At 47.2% G+C, this 19,213-nt stretch carries 9 protein-coding genes; 3 read left to right on the top strand and 6 right to left on the bottom strand.

Going from position 1 to position 19,213, the window contains the following annotated elements:
• Positions 1 to 27 precede the first annotated feature (27 nt).
• On the bottom strand, positions 28 to 828 hold the full coding sequence (locus QUA47_RS24670; RefSeq protein ID WP_333405865.1) for a hypothetical protein: 801 nt from the start codon (positions 826 to 828) through the stop codon (positions 28 to 30).
• Positions 829 to 1,192: 364 nt separating this feature from the next.
• On the opposite strand from QUA47_RS24670, the gene QUA47_RS24665 reads away from it, so the two are divergent.
• Positions 1,193 to 1,519 carry a hypothetical protein gene (locus tag QUA47_RS24665; RefSeq protein WP_006632763.1) on the top strand — a complete coding sequence of 109 codons (327 nt, stop codon included), beginning with the start codon at positions 1,193 to 1,195 and terminating at the stop codon, positions 1,517 to 1,519.
• A 59-nt stretch (positions 1,520 to 1,578) separates the two neighbouring features.
• Complete coding sequence (locus tag QUA47_RS24660) at positions 1,579 to 2,118, top strand: GIY-YIG nuclease family protein (protein ID WP_190661320.1); 540 nt, start codon at positions 1,579 to 1,581, stop codon at positions 2,116 to 2,118.
• A 301-nt stretch (positions 2,119 to 2,419) separates the two neighbouring features.
• Here QUA47_RS24660 and QUA47_RS24655 read toward each other — a convergent pair whose 3' ends face one another.
• The 3 genes from QUA47_RS24655 to QUA47_RS24645 form a co-directional block, all read right to left on the bottom strand.
• Positions 2,420 to 3,742: a response regulator gene (locus QUA47_RS24655; protein ID WP_333432693.1), complete on the bottom strand. Its 1,323-nt coding sequence runs from the start codon at positions 3,740 to 3,742 to the stop codon at positions 2,420 to 2,422.
• A gap of 105 nt (positions 3,743 to 3,847) precedes the next feature.
• Positions 3,848 to 7,978 carry an ATP-binding protein gene (locus QUA47_RS24650; protein WP_333432692.1) on the bottom strand — a complete coding sequence of 1,377 codons (4,131 nt, stop codon included), beginning with the start codon at positions 7,976 to 7,978 and terminating at the stop codon, positions 3,848 to 3,850.
• A 747-nt stretch (positions 7,979 to 8,725) separates the two neighbouring features.
• Positions 8,726 to 14,233: a PAS domain S-box protein gene (locus tag QUA47_RS24645; protein ID WP_333432691.1), complete on the bottom strand. Its 5,508-nt coding sequence runs from the start codon at positions 14,231 to 14,233 to the stop codon at positions 8,726 to 8,728.
• A gap of 229 nt (positions 14,234 to 14,462) precedes the next feature.
• Here QUA47_RS24645 and QUA47_RS24640 point away from each other — a divergent pair, with 229 nt between their 5' ends.
• Entirely contained in the window at positions 14,463 to 18,275 is a 3,813-nt protein-coding gene (locus QUA47_RS24640) for a sugar-binding domain-containing protein (RefSeq protein WP_333432690.1), read from the top strand.
• Positions 18,276 to 18,316: 41 nt separating this feature from the next.
• On the opposite strand, the gene QUA47_RS24635 is transcribed toward QUA47_RS24640, so the two are convergent.
• Together QUA47_RS24635 and QUA47_RS24630 are read right to left on the bottom strand one after the other, a co-directional pair.
• Positions 18,317 to 18,562, bottom strand: a complete 246-nt coding sequence (locus tag QUA47_RS24635) for an HNH endonuclease (RefSeq protein ID WP_333432689.1) — start codon at positions 18,560 to 18,562, stop codon at positions 18,317 to 18,319.
• Positions 18,563 to 18,612: 50 nt separating this feature from the next.
• Positions 18,613 to 19,038: a KGK domain-containing protein gene (locus QUA47_RS24630; RefSeq protein ID WP_333432688.1), complete on the bottom strand. Its 426-nt coding sequence runs from the start codon at positions 19,036 to 19,038 to the stop codon at positions 18,613 to 18,615.
• Between the last annotated feature and the right edge of the window lie 175 nt (positions 19,039 to 19,213).

The raw sequence follows: 19,213 nt of genomic DNA, 5'->3' as shown, positions 1-19,213 counted from the left end.
CACCCTACGAAAAACGAATAAGTAAGACTAATTTGCTGATAGTTTCTTCACGGCACGAGTCAGACGCTGCAAATAAGGCTTGACAATTTCTTGATTTTGCCTCTGCAACTCGGAAACTTGCTGCTGCAAATGCTGAATCTCGGTTTGCAACATCCCTGTGTCTATTGTGGGTCGATCGAGCAAATCCTGCAATTGCTTCAGAGAACCTTGGATTTGATCCAAGTCTACTTCGTTCGATCGCTCCTGTAACTGAGCCGTAATAGTTTTAACTTCAGTTAACTTTTCGCCCATCAATAAAAATCGGACGTTGACATTTTCCCAATCATGCTCTCTCAGGGCGCTATTTTCCAAAAGGCGGACTTTCTGCTGCAAATCCGACAGTTGCGTGTTGAAATCCTCAGAATCTGCCGGAAGCGCCTGCGCTTGGCGTTCGAGGGAGGCTACGGCAGCTTGTACCTCGGCGATGACGCCGGATTCCAAGCCGAGGAGTTTCTGCTGCAAGTCGGAGACGGCGGTGTAGAGTTCTGCAGGTTCTCCAGGTAGTATCTGAACTTGCTGCGATCGAGGTTCTACTGCGGCCTGTACGTCCGCGATGGCAGAATTTGCCTTTTGTTGCATTTGTTGCTCGAAACGCTGGCGATTGGCGAGATTCAGCGAGAGTGCTGCGGTTAAGGGGGCGGCAGCGTAGAGAATTTGGCCCGACAATACAGCAGTAATCGTGCCAATTGCTGAACCAGCCACAGAGGCGTATTCTGCCAATTCTAGCCAGTCCGGCTGGTTCGGGGCACTTCTCAAAGCTGGGAATGATGCTTTTTCAATCTTCTGCATAGCCTTTTAGTCGTAGTCGGATAGATGGCGATAGGGACATGATAAAAGCGATCGGCAAATAAATCAGGGCTATTTGTCAAAATTTCCGGATTGTGGTATTCTCATTGACCGAAAGCATCCAGCATACAAGCCCCCGGATTCATCCGTGGAGAAATAAAAAACCTGTATCCGACAAATAAGGCCCCGAATTTATCCGTGGGGTCAATGCTTCAATTCTTTAATCTAAAATCTAAAATCTAAAATCGATTGACCTCCTGCCGAATACCTTCTGACTTCAAAACGGTCAGTCTCAGGTAAAATTCAGGATTAAGTCGATCGCTTAAGAGTTAACCATTAACCGCCGTCTGTCAGGAGTCTACAGAAAATGGGTCTCAAGATTATTGAAAGCTACGATAGCAGTTTTGTCCTCGAACCCGATGCTAAAACGGCACTGTTCGGTTTATTAACCGGTGAAAGCTTTGTCCAACAAGTAGCGCTACAATTGCAATGCTCGCGCCTTGAGTTTGCCGAGTTACTTTTTCAGCCAGTCCCTTACAGCAGCGAGACGCCGAAGGGAATGCCTGCGGAATTTGAAAAGTATCATCAATCGAGCGATTTTGCGATCGTCAACGTCCCGCCTAATTTCATGTTCCAAGCCAAAATATTTAAACCCAGCCGCCTCTGTGCCGTTTATCGAGTTTTTAAGAGTTAGGTAAAGGCTGGTTAATCTGTGGTTAAATCTAAAATCTAAAATCTAAAATCTAAAATCGGATGACAGAAGACATTCAATCTCTCGCCAGCTTAGAATTCATTCCATACATAGACTCCGAGGGGAAATTGCCCGATTTTGTTCAGGGAAAAATCGGCGTTTACGCGATTTTTGACAGCGAGAAAGTCCTGCAATTTGTCGGCTATTCTCGGGACATTTACCTCAGCCTCAAACAGCATTTGGTACGCCAAACCCAATATTGCTACTGGCTGAAAGTCCAAACTATTGACAAGCCCAGCCGCACTATCCTAGAAAGCATTAGAGAAAGTTGGATTGCCGAAAACGGTTCCCAACCTCAGGGTAACGGTGCCGATGCTGCCAAGTGGAACGATCCCATCGACACCAAAACTGTGATGACTACCGAAGAAGTAGCAAATTATGAAGGTATCTTTGCCGATGAAATTGCCAAAGATAAATTGTTGAAAAATGTAGCGCGGCGCGTGGAAAATGAAATTTTCTCGCTGTTGAAAGCTCGCGGCGTAACTGAAGAAATCCGGTTTAATCCCAAGCTAAAAACTAGCGGATTGCTGGATTTAAAGTAAATACCGCTCACCCGGCACTCCGCCAGGGAATGAATTCCCTGTCTAATAGCGAATGTCCTCTAAAAGAGGACTGAATAATTTATTAGTCCTCGGAAGCGAGGACTTTCGCTTTGAGGCAGGGGTTTCAACCCCTGACGGACTGACGGAATATCGGTTTTACTTTAAGGGAACACCAATAGCCATTGCCGTGTCCATAATTTCCGTGCCGCGACAGCTTAATGCCGTTTCCCTACAGATGCTCGCGTACAATCTATGTGATATATTCTCTGGGTCTGATTAAATTTTAAAAGGTTAAAATTTATTAAGATTTAACACATATCGGAATCTGCAAAATTAACTCTGTTCCTCGGCCCGGAGCAGAAATACAACTGATTTTACCTCGATGTTTTTCCACTACAATATCGTGACTAATGGCCAACCCTAATCCAGTACCGCGACCTACAGGCTTCGTAGTAAAAAATGGGTCAAATATCTGGTGGCGCACTTCCTCACTCATCCCACAACCGTTATCGGCAATGTGAATAACAACGGATTTATAGTTTTGAGCGGCTAATTTGGAGTCTTGATTGTCCAGGGCCGATTCTGACTCAGAACTTACTGAAGTGCTGATGGTAATTTTTCGGGGAGACGGTTGAGTTTCCAGGGCATCAATAGCATTAGTTAGCAGGTTCATGAACACCTGATTTAACTCACTGGCGTAACAGGTGACTCTTGGCAATTGGCTGTAGTGTTTAATGACCTCTATCTCACCAGCTTTGTTCGCTCCCTTCAACCGGTGCTGCAAAATAACTAAAGTATTGTCAATGCCTTCATGAATATCCACTGGCTTGTACTTTTGTTCGCCAAGGCGGGAGAATTTCCGCAAAGACATCACAATTTCGCTAATCCGAGAAGCACCCTCTGTCATCGACTTAAGCAGTTTTGGATAATCCTCTGCGATGAATTCGGGTTGAATCTCGTCCAGTTCGCCGATAATTTCTGCAACGGGGTGGGGGTAGTAATGTCGGTACAATTCGACGAGGCGAAGCAAATCTCGCGCATAGTCCGCCGCTAGAGCAATATTACCGTAGATAAAGCTGACGGGATTGTTGATTTCGTGAGCAATTCCTGCCGCTAGCTGACCTAAAGAAGCCATTTTTTCCTTCTGTATTAACTGAGCTTGAGTTTTCTTTAGTTCAGTTACGGTTTGTTCGAGTTCCTTGGCATAGGATTGTGTTTGCTGGAACAACTGGCGCTGCACGAGTTGATTTGAAACGCGGGCGAGAACTTCTTGTTCGTGAAACGGTTTTGTGATATAATCTATACCACCAACTTCAAAGGCTTTGACTTTATCAAACACTTCATTTAAAGCACTGATAAAAATAACCGGAATGTCCTTGGTTGTGGGAGAAGCTTTCAATGCTTGGCAGACTTTGTAGCCGTCCATACCGGGCATCATGATGTCGAGCAAAATCAAGTCAGGAGGAGTTAACTCGATCGACCGCAGCGCTAGTTTGCCGTCGGGTGCGGTGCGTGTTTTGTACCCTTGCTGCGAGAGTATTTGAGCTAAAAGTTGCAAATTAGCCGGAATATCATCAACAATTAAAATATTCCCTTTTAAGGCGGGAGTTGGTTCGGAATTCATATTTAGTTCCGTAAAATAACCTTTATAGGTTTGTAGTGAGTACGATCGCCCTCATAAAACCCCCTCGGACGATCGTACTCACTACAAACCTATCTCATATCCTTATTATTTTGGTTCGGGATGGATGAGAGCTAGTATTTGATTGAACTGAAACTCGTTAGCCAATGCGGCTAGAGCGCTTGCTAAAGCGTCATTGCGATCGCGCATTTGCTCAATTTGGAGCAGAATTAACTCTAAATCGCACTCAATTGTGGCTTTCTCTAAAGCTGCCAGCCAATCTGCGGGTAAAGCTGCCAGAGTCTCTGGAGTCGGAGCCTCGATTGGAGTTGACTCGGGAACACTCTCCGGTTCACCGTAAATGTAACGCACTCCCAAATGTTTGTGCAGGGTGGCAAAAATTTCTGTATCTCGAAAGGGTTTGTGGATAAAGTCATCGCAATCATCTGATACAGTAACGGTTTGCGCTTCCTCGGCGTTACCGGCACTCACGGCAATAATTGCCGTAGCTTGACCTTTAACGGTGGCTTTAATGCGTTTGGTCGCTTCATGTCCATCCATCACGGGCATCCACATATCCATAAAAATTAAGTGTGGCTCAAAACTCGACCACATTTCAATAGCTTCTATGCCGTTGGTGGCTTCTTGGAGTTCAAAGTTAAAGGCAGCGAGGAGTTTGATCAGCAGTTGGCGGTTATCAGATCGATCGTCCACAATCAAAATACGATAGCGCGGCTGGTTGCGTTCCAGCGCTATCACCCGACGCGGTGGCTCTACGGGTTGAGTCGCCGGGGCATCAACGGCGCTGACGGGGATATCAAACGCGAAGGTGGTGCCGCGTCCTACTTCACTGCGTACAGTAATCAGGCCGCCCATCAGCTTGACAAACTGTTGGCTGATAGCCAGTCCCAAGCCTGTTCCTTGCTGAGATTTGGTTCCTGTTTTGGTTTGCACAAAGGTTTGAAAAAGTTTATCTAACTCATCAGCAGCTATGCCGGCACCCGTGTCTTCTATTTCAAAATGTAATTGGTAATTACTGATTGGTAATTGTTGAGCTTCCCCCTCCCTAACCGCACTTACTCTTACCCTAATTTCTCCTTCTTTCGTAAACTTAATGGCGTTAGAGAGGAGATTGATTAAGACTTGGCGCAACTTAAGTTGATCGGTTTGTACGTATTCGGGAACTTCGCTAGAGCAGTCAAATATTAACTGCAATTGTTGCTCCCTTGCCTGGAGTTGAAACATCTCTTGCACATCGTTCAACAGGCTCCTTAATTGAAAGTCTGTTGGGTTGATTGTCATGCGTCCCGCCTCTATTTTCGCTAAATCTAATATTTGATTGATTAGAGCGAGCAAGTGTTCTCCGCTGCGGTTGATGATGCGGATATTTTCCTGTTGTTCGCGATTCAGGTTGGTCGAACGCTGCATCAATTGCGAGAATCCCAGAATTGCGTTTAGCGGGGTGCGAAGTTCGTGGCTCATATTTGCCAGGAAAGTGCTTTTGGCAAGGTTGGCAGCTTCTGCGGCCCACGCGGCTTGTTGAAGCTGTACTGCTTGCTGTTGAGTCGCTTCGAGCAATTGAGCTTGTTGTAAGGCCACTCCCAGTTGAGTGCTAATTTGCAGCCCAATATTGATTTCTGCTTCGCGCCAAGTGCGGGGTCCAGAATTTTGATAGCTGGCGAGCAAACCCCAAAGTTGACTGCCGCAAAATATGGGAAAAATAACGTAGGCTGTAGCTTGAAATTGTTTTAACAGTTCTAGGTAACAAGGACTCAACCCAGCGGTGTATATGTCTTCAATTATGCGGTAAGGAACGCCTCTAGCGTACATACCGCCTTGATTTTTTTGTAGATAGGTATCCAGCACTGGTGTATCGCTGGCTTGCATAGTTTTCACGGTACAGCGAGAGTGTTCGACGAGAGTGTTTGGCACATTACAATCGTCGGTTTCTTGGATCAGAGATATCCAGCCGGGAGCCATTGATTCGGCAACAAATTCCCCGCTCCAATCAGGATTAAAGCGATAGATACCGACACGATCGCATTTTAGGGTTTGTCGCAGTTCAGAGGTTGTGGTTTTGAATATTGTGTCAATATCTAAGGATTGACGGATGCGCTCGATCGATCGGGCGATGGCTTGTTCTCCCTGGGCGCTTTCTCGCAAAGCTGACTCGGCTTGTTTGCGATCGCTAATATCCAAAACAGTGCCGAACAAACGGATCAACTGCCCTTTTTCATCATAAATCGGTTTTCCTCGAACTTCTATGTAACTGAGCGAGCCATCTCTTCGCATCAGCCGCAAATCAATTTCAAAGCTTTGTCCCGACATAGCTTGCTCGCGCACCATTGTCAGATAGCGTGATCGATCTTCTGGATGAAAACGCTCGATTAATTGTTCGGTTGGCAGCGGTTTTTGAGTAGGATCGAGCTCGTAAATGCGATAGAGTTCTTCACTCCAAGTGGTTGTTGCTGTGGCGATATCGTGTTCCCAACTGCCAATACGGGCAATTTTTTGGGCTTCCAGCAGTCGAGATTCGGCAAACTGGCGATCGCTAATGTCGCGCGCTACCCAAACCGCAGAGCTATCCGACAGCGGCGAAATTTTAGCAGCAAACCAAACTTCTTGGTTATTAATCTGCAGACTGTAATCAAAACTAATAGTTTGTTTGCTTTCCAATGCCTGTAGAACCTGAGCGAAATAAATCTCCTCGCTTTCCTCATCAAAAAATTGTTCCATGATGGAGTCGATCTGATTCGTGTGATAGTTGTATTGAAAAATTCCCTTAGTGGGTATAATTTGGATTGTTTTTTGTGGGAAATCAAAAATCAATACAATATCTGTAATCGACTCAAATAATTTTACAAATTGCTCAGTCGAAGAGTAAAGTTTTTGCTCGAGCAATTTGCGATCGGCAATTTCATGTTGTAATAGTTCGTTAGCACCAGCTAAGGCGCAGCTACGTTCGGAAACTTCGGCTGCTAAAGTGCGATTGTAGTCAGTTAATATTTTTTCAGAGTGTTTGCGCTGTGCGATGTTATAAAAAGCATTGATGGCATAAATAATGTTTCCGCCTTCGTCAAAAATTGGTGTGGCGCGCACCTCAAAAGGAATAAATTTCCCATCTCGATAAAGTTCTACATCTTCAAGGAATACCGTTTCACCGCGCAGTGCTCGGAATGCGGGCAGTTCTTCAGTTGGATAAAGCTGGTTTTGGCGGTAGATTTGATAAACTTCTACTGCTTCTTCTAAAGTCGCATCGGGAATAGTTTCTACGCCGAGCCAATGCTTGGCAGTTTGGTTGAAGTACACGACTTTACCCGAAGCATCGTGGATAGATACTCCCGCAGGTATGGCTTCGATAAATTGCTTGAGTTGGCTCTCGCTGTGCGCTAAAGCTTCATGTAAAGAGTTTTTGTCTGCAAAAGCCTGTTGCAGTTGCGCTGCCATAAAATTGAAGGAATTGGCGAGATCTCCGACTTCATCCAAGCGTTTAATTTCTAAAGGTCGATCCCATTCTCCTTTGGCAACATTTTTGGCAGCGGTATTCAAGCGCATAATTGGTTTTGTCACCCAACGGGAAGTCAACAATCCGATCGCGATCGCCAGCGGCAGTGTACCGGCCAATAACCACAATGTGTTGCGCGTATTTGCTTGAATCGGAGCCATGAAATCAGACTCTGGCACCACCACCACAATTAACCAATCCAAACCACGGACATCTCGATAGGGAGTGACGCGGACAAACTGCCTATCGCCCTTGCTCGCCAGGGTAAATTTCTGGGTTGTTTGCAGCGTGCGGAAGTTGCCAAATCGGTTGGCGAGTTGTCGAGCAATATCTCGCGTTCGCGCATCCTTGCTGTTGGTGGCTAGCAATGGCGTCGGTTGCTTTTTTGCTGGCGCCACCAAGGGTGTTTCTACTGTGGATGTGGCAATCAGATTGCCCGATCGATCCATAATAAAAGTTTGTCCTGAAGCCGAGAATTGCAGCCCAGCCAGAAAGGTATTGATTGCCGACAGTCCATTATTATCCGTGAGGCTATCGCTAATTCGCTCTCCTACTTGTTCGATTAACTGATGCGCTACATCTTCGACTGATTCCTGACTACTTTTGAAAGAAAGATAGCCCACTAGCCCAACTACACTTACCGTTTGCAAAACCAGCGGAACAATCAGAACCGTTCGCAGCGGCAGCTTGCTGAAAAATTTGGCGGCTAGGCGGTTGAAGTGATAAATGGGCATGGGTGTAAACCAATTGCGCTGATAATCATATTTTAACTGCTGTAGCGTGTCTTTCCCGGCAATTGGCGCGCCCTAAAAAATGTGAAATTTTCCGCCTAGTTCAATATAGCCAACTACTAGCGGAGATTGGACGCGGATGCGAAAATTTGCTTCTATTATATAAATTCCGCTTGCACTACTTATGATAGGCAAGGTCGAACACGGTAATGCCGTTTCCCTACCCCATAATTATCAATTTTCCTCGATGAAAGATGTAACAATTGCCGGATTAATTGTAGCGAAACTGCATTGCCCATTGGTTTCAATTTAAGCGGAAAATCTATCAGTCAGCCCGTCCGCCAGCGAATGAATTCCACAGGAATTTTAGCTAAAGTCCTCATAGCGAGGACTAATGAGTTTAAAAGTTTTATTTTCATATCGTTTATGGTTGTTTGGGAAGGATTAAACCGCAGAGGACGCAGAGAACACGGAGGAAGAGAACAGAGAAATGAATAATTCTGATACCAACGGATTTGATATCAGTCTTCGCTAGGAGGACTTTAGCTTTGAGGCTGGGGTGTCAACAAGAGCCGGACTATCGGTTTTAGGCTAAGTTGACACCAATGCCCTCGAACGAAACCCAACATTCAATTAATGAGTGTTGGGTTTCGTTCAAGGGCCAACCTACTAACTACTAACTACAAACATTTTTTATTAAGGGTAATTGACCCAATAGAAGATCGAAGTTTGCAGTAATGCCCGATCGCCCTAATGCAAATTTGTTAACTTGGCTAAAACGGTGGCGAAGTGAGCGGGTTCGATCGGCTTTGTTAAATGTTCGTTGTAACCAGTGGCGATCGCCTGATCGCGGTCTTCTTCGCTAGCATAAGCTGTCAGCGCCACCGCCGGCAAACGCTTGATTTTGTCTGATTCCGACGATCGCACTTTGCCGATCAGCCAGTAGCCGTCCTCAATGGGCATACCGATATCACTAACTAAAATATCCGGCGGCGACTGCTGTAAAATGTCGATCGCCTCCGCAGCCGTTGCAACCGCAGTCGCAGTCGCCCCCAACTGTTCGAGGGCCCCAATCAAAAACTCGCGGTTGTCGGGTTCGTCATCAACTACCAACACCTTTAAACCTGCCAAAATACCCGGACGAATTTGAGGGAATTTGCTTTCCTCCCTCAACTGCGGCTGCTGACTCCGACGCTGTTTGAGCGGCAGTTTCACCGTAAATGTCGCACCCTTGTCTTTACCGGGACTTTCCGCCGTCACAGTGCCGCCGTGGAGTTCCACCAAGTGCCGGACGATCGCTAATCCCAGTCCCAAACCGTTTTGATGCCTAGTAAGCGAACTGTCTGCTTGTCGGAAGCGATCGAATACGTAGGGCAGAAACTCAGCAGAAATGCCCTTTCCGGTATCGCTGACAGTAATTTGCACGTAATTAGGTGATGAGGAATTGGTAACAGCTACCGCAGATAAGCGCATTTTTACAGTTCCTCCAGAAGGCGTAAACTTGACGGCGTTAGTCAGCAAATTCGACATTACCTGCTGCAACCTCTGGGCGTCGCCCCACATCAAGTTGACTGCGGGGTCCAATTCTGACGAAACGGTGACAGACTTGGCCTGGGCTGCAAAACGAACAGAATTCAGAGCAACCTCGATCGTCGGTTTCATGATGAACCAGCCGGGTTTCAGAGCCAGCTTACCTTGAATAATCCGGGAAACATCGAGCAAATCTTCCACTACCTGCACCTGCACCTTCGACTGACGCTCGATCGCTTCCAAACCGCAAGCTAAATCATCTTCCGTATAGGGGAGGGCGCGCAGCCTCTGCGCCCAGCCCATAATCACATTTATAGGCGTGCGGAGTTCGTGGGAAAGAGTGTCTAGAAACTCGTCTTTCCGGCGGCTGATAGCTTCTGCTTCCGCCCGCGCGGCCTGTTCGCGCTCGAGCAACTGAGCGCGTTGGGCCTCGACTTGCTTGCGATCGCTGATGTCGGCGATGATCGACATACAGTTGATATTGCCGTTGCTGTCGCGGACTGGAGTTGCCCACAAACTGATGTCGATCGAGCTGCCGTCTTTCCTTTGGCGGTGGGTTTCCATGCCGGCGATCGCGTTTCCTTCGCGAATTCCTTTCAAATTAGCCGTGAATTCCTCCCGCTTGTCTGCAGGAACGCTGGGTATAAATTGACCTACCGCCTCTGATTCGGGCCAGCCAAAAATCCTCTCGGCGGCTGGGTTCCACATTTTCACAGTCCCGTCCTCGCAGTCCAAAACGGTAACTGCTAGGGGACAAGCCTGAATCAAGGCTTCTAAAGTTTGATGGATGTGCGATCGCGCTGCTTCTGCTTGTTTGCGAGCGCTGATATCGACGTTCACCCCGATCATCCGCAAAGGCAAACCCCCATCGCCCTGAAACACCCTAGCCCTGCAAGCAATCCAGCCCACGCTTTTGTCCGGGCGGCAGATGCGGAACTCTATGTTTAATTCCTCCCCGGACGCCCCCGCAGCTTTTACCTGCTGTTCGGTAACAGCGCGATCGTCTGGATGCACCATTTGGGCCCAACTTTGATAGCTGTCGATAGCGCCGGCCGGCAGCCCGTACAAAGCCTCTAACTCCGGCGTACAGGCGATATCGCCGGTTTGGACGTTCCATTCAAAAGTTCCGATTTTGCCTGCTTGCTGAGCGATTTGCAGGCGTTCTTGATTGTTTTTGAGTTCTGCTTCCACGCGGGATATCTCGGTCAAGTCGATGAAGAATGCGACGATCGTCTCTGGTTCGCGATCGTCCGGGGACAGAGTGGTTCCGCCCATCAGAATCGGCACGCGGCTGCCATCTTTGCGGATGTACTCTTTCTTGAAAGGAGTTGCGACTCCCTTAGCCCGCAGTTCTTGGGCCGCTAAGGCGTCGAGGTGCAGGTATTCGGGGGGGGTCATCCTGTCCCACCGCATTTTACCCGAGAGCAAGTCTGAGCGGGTGTAGCCGACCATGTTGAGCAGGGATTGGTTGGCGTAGGCGATGCGGCCGCTAAAATCGCCGATCGCGACTCCGAAAATATTTGACTCGAACAGCCGCCGGAATATGGCTTCGCTTTGCTGCATTACCCGTTTTGCTTCTTTGCGATCGGTGATTTCGGCAACCACCGTGCTAACTCCCAGCAGTGTTCCTGATTCATCGTTCACTGGGTAAAAGCTGATTTGCCAATCCCGCAAAACTCCCGGCTGTTGCTTGGTTTCGGCCTTAATTTCCAAGTCGAGCACGGGCGTTTGCGTCGCCAGCACTTGGCGGTAAATCCGCTCTACCATATCGGCCATTTCGGGAATTACTTCCCTAACGGTGCGCCCGAGGTGCTCTGCGATCGATCGGCCGTTGATCGCAGCGAGGCATTCGTTCAAGCGGATGTAGCGCAAATTGGTATCGACAAAGCACAGCCCGACTGGTGTAGTCTTGTAAACTAAGTCGAGTTCTGCTAGTTGGCGGCGAATGCGTATTTCGTTTTCTCGAAGTTGATTTTGGGCTTGTTTGCGAGCGGTGATATCGAGTACGAAGAATGCTCCTTTGTCTTTGCATCCTTGGAAGCTTCCGCCGCCGACTAAAACTGGGAAGCGCGTGCCGTCTTTGCGGAGATATTCTTTTTCAAAAGGCGCGCAACTTCCTTCTGCTTCGACTTGCGCCAGGGCGACGCGATCGAGTTCTAGATATTCCGGCGCCGTAAGTTCGAGCCAGCGGATCTGTCTCGAAGCTAAGTCTTCCCTTGTATATCCGATCATTTCCAGTAAGGCGTCGTTAGCGTCCGTAACTTCCCCGCTGGCATCCCAGAAACCAATGCCGATTATGTTAGATTCTACCACGCTGCGGAAGCGCATTTCGCTTTCCCGCAAAGCTAATTCGGTTTGTTTTGCTGCGGTAATATCTGTGATAATTAGCCCGACTCCGATTATTTCTTCTCTTTCATTTTTCACTGGGTAGTAGTTGGCGAGCCAGTAGCCGAAATATCCGGGTTTTCCTGGAGGTTCGCCGCTAATTTCTAGGTTTAAAAGAGGCTGACCGGTTTCTAAAACTTGCTGAATTCTTGGTGCAAATTTGGCGGCGCATTCTGGCAACAATTCCCGGAAGTCTTTACCGAGATGCTGTTCGGCGGGCAAACCGTGGAGTTCGGCTAAAACTTGATTGATACGGATGAAACGCATTTCGCGATCCAGAAAGCAAATCGCTAGGGGAGATGCTTCTAATAGCGAGTCAATTAAGGCGAAGGATTGCGATGTTTGAGATAGTGCTTGCTGCGCTTCTGTGTAAAGTCTGGCGTTGTCTAGGGCGATCGCCACGCGATATGCTAAGTCTTCTAGCATTGCCATATCTTCTGCACTGTAGCGGCGGCCCAACTTGGAGGTAAAGCAAGTAATGGAACCCATTACCCGCCCGCGGGCTTTCAGCGGTACGCAAGCCTGAGATCCGATATTGAGCGATCGCAATATTTCCAATTCTGCTGCATTGTCGGCTCCTGCTGCTAAAATTTCCTCATCCACTTCGGCAATTAGTTCGGATGTTCCGGTGCGGATTACCAGGGGATAGCCGTTAACAGCATTCTCGGCGATCGAACTGCGGATTCTCAAGTTATTCAGACTATCAACTATAGAGGCTTGTGCGTGAGCGGCAGCGACTCGACGCACTTTTGAGTCGGTTTCGGTCAAATGAATGCAGCACCCGTCGGCGATCGAATTTACGGCTAATTCTGCTACCTTTTGCAGCGCCGTTTCCCCGTCAAACGCATCAGCCAGCATTTTGCTAACTTCTGCTAAAAATGCCGAGCGCTGCTGTTCAATTTCCGCTTTTTCCCTCGCTGTTTGCTCGATTGTTAACTGCAATCTTTGAGTTTCCGCAAGTTTTATTTCTGTGATATCCCGAGCGACAATTAAGGCTGATTGTGGTACGCCATTTTTGTCCAATTCTGGAACTACGTGGGATTGATAACTTCGGATACCGTTGATTGAGAAAGCCTCAAATTCGATAATTTCTTTTTGACCTGTTTCTAACACTTTCTGCAGGGTTTCATCCCACATCTGGCACTGTTCCGGCGGCATTCCTATTTCTTGACTGGTTTTACCCAGGAAGAATGAAATTGGTTTTCCTTGGCTTCTTTCTACTGCTTGATTGACATAAATATAACGCAGTTCTTTGTCAGCGCGAATAATGATATCTGGCGTATTTTCTAGCAGCGTTCTCAGTTGCTGTTCGCTGCTTTTCAAAGCTGCTTGCGCTTGTTGTCTTTCGGTAACATCTCTCACCGTGCCCACGTATCCGATGAGTTCGCCGGAGTCCGAGAACATCCGCGAGGAACAAACGTTAATCCAGCGCACAATGCCCTCTGGTGTTTGCAGGCGATACTCGATCGCATATTCTCCACCTTGCCGAGTATAATCCAGCCATCGGCTCAATACGCGATCGCTGTCTTCCGGGTGAATGCACTTCTCCCAACCGTTTCCTAAAAGTTCTGTCACACTTAAGCCGCAAATAGCCTGACAGCGTGGGTTTGCATAGGTGTAGCGCCCCTGGGAATCGGCCATAAAAATGCCGACAGGCGAACACGAACTTAAACAGCGAAATCGTTCTTCTTGAGCTTGCAGCGCTTCTTTAGCTACTGTTAGTTCTGCTGTGCGTTGTTTGACGTGGCTTTCTAGGTTAGTGTAGGATAAAGCCAGGGCTATTTCTGCTTGTTTGCGGTCAGTAATATCGATGCCTGTTCCTATCACATATTCCACCAAACCCTCGCCATCTAACGTCACAGTATTAGACCAAGAAATTAAGCGCTGCTCCCCATTTTTAGTGCGCCAATAATTTTTATATTCGCTGTGAAAATTTTCGGCTTTGAGCTTGGTAAAAACTGTTTTAACTGGCTCTATTTCTTCGGAAATCAAAAATAAATCCCAAACATATTTATTGATTACTTCTGCTGCCGAGTAGCCTGTAGTTTTTTCGCAAGCTTGGTTAAACCGGACAATCCGTCCTTGGCTGTCGAGAACTACAATCAAGCAAGCTGTGGTGTCAACTATTTTGGAAATAATCTTACGTTCTATTTCTACTTTTTGTTCTGCGGAATTTAAGCCAGCATACCAAGCGATAACCATTGCAGCGGTCAAAAGTAAGATTGCAGGAGCTGCCTGGAAGGAAAACAGTAACAGAGTTGTCAGCAGTAAAGCGGTGCTGGCACTAAATAGAGCAATTTTGTAGGATGTAATGGGTGAGGCCAAGACCTGAAACCAACTCATTTTTGTTGACCTGTAGCGATGGCGCGATCGCACTATTGCTTATGTCGATGAAACAACCTCGTTAAAACTTAGTTAAAACTAAGTATTTATTTTTTCTCTACAAAACCACATTTGTGGGTCGCGTGCCATCTTCCCAGAGACAGATTGGCAGCGGGATTGGTGCTGAATCAACTGCTATCATAGATCCAGGGACAAATTAGATTATCTAATTTTTGGGAGCAATAAGCGAGTGAATGACAAGCTGGCAAAAATTATCGGGTTATTTTTCGCAGCCGCCACCCTCTTTGGATTCGTCGGTTACGCGCTTCAATATCCCAACGCAGGCAGCAGCTCAGCGATATCGCTCGGCTTCCCCAATCTTACCACCCTGGCCGTCGGGGCGATCGACAACAAACGATCCCAAATCTATCTCAACGGAACTTGGCAATTTGTCCCCGCAGTTGGCAACCCCCAAAACCCCCCCGTCTCTCCAAATTGGGGTTCCATTTCGGTGCCTGGAGACTGGCAAAAAGAAAACAACGAATCCGTACCCGGAATCATCACTCGCGGCAGCGGCAAAGATTGGGAAAACTTCAACAGTAAACAACTATCAAAAGCTTGGTATCAGAGAAATATAGACATTCCGGGCGACTGGACAAACCGCCGAATTTTTCTCGACTTAGCCAGAGTCAGCACCGATGCAGTCATCTTTGTCAACGGCATTAACTGCGGTCAAATCCCATGGCCCTACGGCACTATTGAAATTACCAAAGTAGCAAAACCAGGTCAAAACACCCTATCTATTTTAGTGGTGGCAATATCCGATGAAAAGGAAAAAGCCGTCATCATGGACTCCACAGAAATTTACACAGAAAAATCCAAGTTGCAATCGCGGGGAATCATCGGCGAAGTGCGGGTTTTCAGCGTTCCCCCAGGCCCGCTAATTAGCGACCTATTCGTCCAAACTTCCACCAGAAAAAAGCAAATTAAATTAGAGGTAGAACTCAAAGACGTTGCCCAAAACGGTCAAGTTGAACTAATCGCGCAAATGCTCGACCAAAAAGGCAAAGTAGAACAAAAATTTACCGGAACAGCTCAGGTTCAAGCTAAACCAATTCAAGCCGTACAAGTCCAGTGGAATTGGCCAAATCCCCGTCTTTGGGATGTCGGCAAACCAAACCTTTACACCCTGAAATTAGAAGTAAAAGGCAGCGGCGTTAACACGCAATACGACCAACCTTTTGGCTTCCGCGAATTTTGGATAGAAGGGCGCAAATTTTTCTTAAACGGAACCGAATTGCGGCTGCGACCAAACATGCACTCCGATTCTTGGGAAGGCGGGACAGTAGAAGTTTCTGACAGGCTAATTGACAGCTATGTAAAAGCCGGTTTTAACATAACAGAAATGTGGCCTTGGAATCACGACGAACGGGGTAAGTGGAACTTCCGAGAGATATTTTCCGAAAGAGCCGACCTCAAAGGTTTTCCAATTATGGCTCCCGCTTTAGACATTACTCCTCTGGCTTGGAGCGGCAAGTGGAACAACCGCCAGTGGAACGACCGCTGGAAAGCCCTAATGGTGACAGAAATGCGCCGCTACCGCAATCATCCATCAGTATTAATGTGGGCGACAAGTCCTAATTTTTTCGCCAACGCTGACGACCTAAATCCCCGTCGCATCGGCAAAAGAAAAATAGAAGGAACTATCAGTCAGTCGGAAAACGAGCGTTTGCGGGCCAACACTCCCCCAGGAAATGACGCTTTAGCTGCGATTAAATCGGCCGACCCAACCAGACCTGTGATGATACACCACGGCGCCAACTTCGGCGATGTTTATGGGGTGAATACTTATTTAAATATGATTCCCTTGCAAGAACGGGAAGAGTGGATTTCGGAGTGGAGCAAAACCGGGGAAATGCCCTACATGGCAGTCGAGTTTGGGACTCCTCTGCACGCAACGATGATGCGGAACCGCAAAGGTTTTGGTCAGGTAATTGTCAGCGAACCTTGGATGACAGAGTTTGCTGCAATTTATTTGGGCAAGCAGGCTTACGAGTTGGAAACTGCCACTTATAAAGCTAAAATTCGCGAGCAATTTGTCAAGGGTCAGGAGTATCAAAGCTGGCATGGTAAAAAAGAGTTAGATTTTGCACCAGCTTTTCAAAAGTTGCAGCAGTTATTCAGTACAAATACTTGGCGGAGTTGGCGGACTTTTGGAATGTCTGGGGGGATGATTCCTTGGAATGACGGACACGGTTGGGAAATTTCCGAGGCTGGCAGAAAAAAGGTGGATATGGGGGGATTTCAACCTGGTCGCCGCGGAGTTTATTTGAAGCAAGTCTCGAATCATCGTTTGAATTATTTGCAGCCCGAAGCTTACACTGTTCATCCTGGGGGCGAGGCAATTATGAAGAATAATAGCTCGACTTTGGCTTGGATTGCTGGTGCTAGCCCGGTTTTTACTGCGAAAGATCACAATTTGTTGGTGGGCGGAAAACTGGCAAAGCAAGTAGTGTTAATTAACGATACGCGGGCGCCACAAGAATTTTCGTTTAATTGGCGGGTTTTGGTGGGGGGTAAAGAAGTAAAAAAAGGCGAGCAAAAAGGGATAATTGAGTCGGCAGGCACGCTGTTTTTCCCAATAGACGTAAATTTGCCAAATACCATTTCTAGCAAGGCTGACGGCGAAATTCGCTTGACTGCGCGAGTGGGCGATCGATCGCATTCTGATACATTTGCTTTCCGCGTTTTTCCCAAGCAAGCCAAAAGCAAGGATACGCTGACAATCTTCGATCCAGCGGGCAAAACATCGGCAATGTTAAAACAGTTAGGTCATCCGCTTGTACCGTGGAATGGTTCGCAAGTTTCATCGCTATTAATTATCGGTAGGGAAGCGTTTTCGAGTGGGGAAAAATTGCCGGGAAGTTTAGAAAATTTTGTCCGAAACGGCGGCAAAGCAATTGTGTTTCCTCAGCGCAGAGAATGGCTGAAAAATACGGGTTTCCGGGTTGCTGTCCACGTCAGCCGCCGCGCTTATCCAGTTGACAGCAACCATCCCGCAATTAGCGGTTTAGACAGTGAAGATTTGCGGGATTGGGTTGGGGAAAGCACGCTGCTTGAAGCTTATCCAGATACGATCAAAACTGGCCCTAATTTGAGTCCGGCAAATAAACCTTGGTACGGCTGGCGTTGGGGAAATCGCGGCGGTGTTAGTAGCGCTTCTATTGAGAAACCGCACCGCAGCGGTTGGCGCCCCATTTTGGAATCTGAGTTTGATTTAGCTTATTCGCCGCTGATGGAATTGGATTACGGAAAAGGGCGGCTGATTTTAAACGAGTTGGATTTGGAAGACCATTATTCTGTAGATGCTGGGGCGGCGCAGTTAGTGCAACAAATTGTGAGTTACGGGATGAATTCTCCGGTGGTTGGAAAGCCGGATAAAGTGGTTTTAATTGGGGGAGATGGGGATGCCCAAAAGTTGGACAGTTTGGGGGTAATTTATCAGCGCGCTAGTTCGCTTTCTAATGATGTTGGTTTGGTCATTGTGGGGAGAGAAGCGAATCTGAAAGATGCAGATTTGCGCGGTTATTTGAATGCTGGCGGGAAGGCGTTTTTCTTGCCGCGTCAAGTGCCTGCTGCGGGTTTGGGCGTGGGTTTGCAGCAAGCGCAGGATTTCGGGGGTTCGCTGGCGGTTCCGAGTTGGGATGAGGTGAAGGGGGTTAGCGCTTCAGATTTGCGATCGCGCTCTTTTTATGATACTTGGTTGATTAAGTCTGGGGGAGAAATCGGTGCTGACGGTTTGTTAAGTCGGGTAAAAGTTGGCAAGGGTGTGGCGATTTTTTCTCAGATTGAACCGGACAGTTTGAATGCGGATACTAAGACTTATTTCCGTTTTACTCGCTGGCGGCAAACCCGGGCAAATGCTCAGATTTTGGCTAATTTAGGGGCGAGTTTTAAGGCGGATGGTTCTGTGTTTAACGGTTCGAGTCGGGAGTTTTATCACTGGGATTACAGAACGGATTTTGAGAATGGGGACGATCCTTATCGGTATTATAGATGGTAGAATTTGTTAACCGAAGATTAATGCGGATGTTATGGAGGATATTACAGGTCAAAGTGACGGCGGAAGCGGGGGTCTAGTTTGTCGGTTTTCTTTTGGTTGCAGGTGCCGCAGAGGGTTTGCAAGTTGCTGATGTCGTTGCTGCCGCCGCGCGCTAGGGGGATGATATGATCGATCGTCAGTTGGGTTTCTTGTTTGGTTTGGCCGCAACTTTGGCACTGGTATTTATTGCGAGTAAATACATATTTTCTGACTTCCGGGGGAATGGGAATTCTAGGGGTTTTAGACATGATGATTTTTAACCGCAGATGAACGCGAATTAACGCGGATGTTTGATGGATTAGCTGGGCGAGTTTTCTTGATTGAGAAGTTGGCGGCGCAAATCATCGAGGGGGGATTCGGGTTTGCTAGTTTCTGATTCGTTGTTTTCTGGTGTTTTTTCCATTTCTGGTTCGTCGGGGCAAAACTCTATGGTGACATTGAGTTTGAGCTTCATCTTTCCTTTCTTCCAGCCCTGAGCACCCACTCTGAGAATTTCACAATCTATACCTTTACCAAACCAGTTCTCATGTAAAAAACGTCTTTGGTTGTCACTATACTCTATAACAATATCTAGTTTCTGTTCGATTAACGAATTAGTGAGTGTCTGTCCTAACGCAGGCAAAACTCCATTTAGTGTTTCCTTTAGTCTTTGTACTTTCAGCATTGCGTTACCGAAAGATAAAACATCATCATTACCGCAGTTAAAATCCAATTTATTTTTCATGTTAATCTCTAAGTGCTTTCAACTTTTATCCTAACTATTTTAGAGTAGCATCTCTGTTTTTGCAAGAATCCCGGCTAATAGAATTGGCGACTATACAACAATACGGTTCAGTTAAGGGCTAGGCAGTGCTTAAAACAATAAATACAGGAGGATTCATTATTATTCCAGTACCTCT

The sequence above is a fragment of the Microcoleus sp. MON2_D5 genome, assembly GCF_036701905.1.
In the GTDB taxonomy this organism is placed as follows: Bacteria; Cyanobacteriota; Cyanobacteriia; order Cyanobacteriales; family Microcoleaceae; genus Microcoleus.
Note: the sequence above shows the minus strand (reverse complement) of the source record. Positions and strands in the feature narration are given on the sequence as shown.

Excerpts from the sequence above, each read along its gene's own strand:
- QUA47_RS24630 (WP_333432688.1), bottom strand. The coding sequence starts at position 19,038 with ATGAAAAATAAATTGGATTTTAACTGCGGTAATGATGATGTTTTATCT.
- QUA47_RS24645 (WP_333432691.1), bottom strand. The coding sequence starts at position 14,233 with ATGAGTTGGTTTCAGGTCTTGGCCTCACCCATTACATCCTACAAAATT.
- QUA47_RS24635 (WP_333432689.1), bottom strand. The coding sequence starts at position 18,562 with ATGTCTAAAACCCCTAGAATTCCCATTCCCCCGGAAGTCAGAAAATAT.
- QUA47_RS24655 (WP_333432693.1), bottom strand. The coding sequence starts at position 3,742 with ATGAATTCCGAACCAACTCCCGCCTTAAAAGGGAATATTTTAATTGTT.
- QUA47_RS24650 (WP_333432692.1), bottom strand. The coding sequence starts at position 7,978 with ATGCCCATTTATCACTTCAACCGCCTAGCCGCCAAATTTTTCAGCAAG.
- QUA47_RS24665 (WP_006632763.1), top strand. The coding sequence starts at position 1,193 with ATGGGTCTCAAGATTATTGAAAGCTACGATAGCAGTTTTGTCCTCGAA.
- QUA47_RS24660 (WP_190661320.1), top strand. The coding sequence starts at position 1,579 with ATGACAGAAGACATTCAATCTCTCGCCAGCTTAGAATTCATTCCATAC.
- QUA47_RS24670 (WP_333405865.1), bottom strand. The coding sequence starts at position 828 with ATGCAGAAGATTGAAAAAGCATCATTCCCAGCTTTGAGAAGTGCCCCG.